Origin of the sequence: Pseudomonas profundi (genome assembly GCF_008638305.1) — a bacterium.
Classification (GTDB): domain Bacteria; phylum Pseudomonadota; class Gammaproteobacteria; order Pseudomonadales; family Pseudomonadaceae; genus Halopseudomonas; species Halopseudomonas profundi.
Genome location: NZ_VTPZ01000038.1, coordinates 1 through 1,984, shown reverse-complemented (window position 1 = coordinate 1,984; position 1,984 = coordinate 1). Strand labels below are relative to the sequence as shown.

General features: G+C 57.9%; 2 protein-coding genes. Both read left to right on the top strand.

Annotated features, from left to right (window positions below):
* Positions 1–98: 98 nt before the first annotated feature.
* A complete protein-coding gene (gene istA, locus FZE95_RS19450) occupies positions 99–1,118 on the top strand; it encodes an IS21 family transposase (RefSeq protein ID WP_150302440.1) in 1,020 nt (339 codons plus the stop codon).
* Positions 1,115–1,912 carry an IS21-like element helper ATPase IstB gene (istB, locus tag FZE95_RS19445; protein ID WP_150302439.1) on the top strand — a complete coding sequence of 266 codons (798 nt, stop codon included), beginning with the start codon at positions 1,115–1,117 and terminating at the stop codon, positions 1,910–1,912. The genes istA and istB overlap by 4 nt, the downstream gene beginning before the upstream one ends.
* The last annotated feature ends 72 nt before the right edge of the window (positions 1,913–1,984 follow it).

The following is a 1,984-nucleotide window of genomic DNA, read 5'->3' as shown; positions in this document are numbered from 1 at the left end:
TGTCACCGCCGGAGTAATACTGACCCACCAGCGTCGACTTAAAATTGACCCACCTGAAGCAAAATGGCCGCCTAATCAAATGATCAGAGCGGCGGCCGATGTTGACTCAGGAGAGACTCGTGGAAATTCATGTATTACATGGCCAAGGCAACAGTATTCGCTCCATCGCACAGCAACTGGGAGTGTCGCGCAATACCGTACGACGGTACCTGCGGGACCTGTCTGTTGTAGCTAGCTATCCGGACCGGGGCCCGCGACCAACGAAGCTGGAGCCCTACAAGCCCTATCTGTTAGAGCGAATCGAGGCGGCCAAGCCGCACTGGATACCGGCCACGGTATTGTTTAGCGAGATCCAAAACCGTGGCTACACCGGCGGAATCACCCAGCTCAAGCACTACACTGCCGAGTTCAAAACGGTCGAGCCTGATCCGGTGGTCCGCTTCGAGACGCCGCCAGGCAAACAGATGCAGGTCGATTTCACGACCATCTCTCGCCACCGGCGTACGATTAAAGCCTTCGTTGCCACGCTGGGCTTTAGCCGCGCCACCTACGTCCGATTTTCCGAGCACGAACGTCAGGAGGACTGGCTACGCGGTATCGAAGAGGCGTGCCAGTACTTCGGAGGCGTGCCCCAGGAGATCCTGTTCGACAACGCCAAGACCATCATGATCGAGCGCGATGCCTACGGCGAAGGCCATCATCGTTGGAATGCGCAACTGCTGGCGTCCGCGCGGGATTACGGCTTTATCGCCCGCGCTTGCCGACCTTACCGGGCCCGCACCAAAGGCAAGGTTGAGCGCTTCAATGGCTACCTGAAGAACAGCTTCATCACGCCTCTGGCAGCTACCCTAACCCAGGCCGGCCTGCGGCTGGACGTGGCAACGGCCAATGCTCACATAGGCCCATGGCTTGAGCGTGTAGCACATCAACGTATCCACGGCACCACCGGCATCAAGCCCCAGGTATTGCTGGATCAGGAGCGCTTCCAGCTCAGACCTTTGCCACGGCAGGCAAAACGGGGTCCAGAGCAAATGCCAGTCACCGCACGGCCTGTGCCCAGGGAGAGCTTCCAACATCCGCTGAGCACCTATGACCGGCTACTGGAGGCGCATCCATGAATCTGCAACATCAGCGTATCCAACACGCCTGCGCGAACCTAAAGCTCGACACGCTAGCTAGCGAATGGTCAGCCATGGCCGACCGTTGCGCCTCGCAAGAAGACACCTTTGCCGTCTTCCTCGAGCAGCTATTGCGCTTGGAACTGGATGCACGGTCCCTGCGCTCCCGCGAGACCTTACTCAAGTTTGCCGGCTTCCCTGGGCGCAAGCTCTTCGAGGACTATGACTTTAAATTCGCCAGCGGAGCGCCGCGCAAACAGCTGAACGAACTGACAAGCTTGGCCTTCGTGGAGCGAGCAGAGAATGTCGTACTCCTCGGCCCTAGTGGCGTTGGCAAGAGCCATCTCGCCATCAGCCTGGGTCACAAAGCCGTCGCTCAAGGCATCAAGACGCGCTTCATCGCCGCAGCCGATCTGATGCTACAGCTGGCAACAGCCCGCAAACAGGAACGCCTAGAGCAATACTTGAAGCGCAGCGTGCTAGCTCCGCGGCTGCTGATCATCGACGAGATTGGCTATCTGCCGTTTGGCCGCGAAGAAGCCAATCTGTTCTTCAATGTCATCGCCAAGCGGTACGAGCAAGGCAGTGTCATCGTAACCAGTAACCTGCCGTTCTCGCAGTGGTCCCATGCCTTCGCCGATGACACAACGTTGACGGCAGCGTTGTTAGACCGGTTGTTACACCATGCGCATATCGTGCAGATCCGTGGCGAGAGCTACCGCCTGAAGGACAAGAACGCTGCGGGTATCGCGCCGGTCTCGGCCAACAGCCAAGATCTATTAAACAACAATTAATCGCCAAGGGTGGGTCAGTTTTAAACCGACGATATCGCCGATAAGTGGGTCAGATTTGAACCGTCGTTGACA

What these genes read in the sequence shown, in the direction of transcription:
- istA (WP_150302440.1), top strand. Translation starts at nt 99, where the DNA reads ATGTTGACTCAGGAGAGACTCGTGGAAATTCATGTATTACATGGCCAA.
- istB (WP_150302439.1), top strand. Translation starts at nt 1,115, where the DNA reads ATGAATCTGCAACATCAGCGTATCCAACACGCCTGCGCGAACCTAAAG.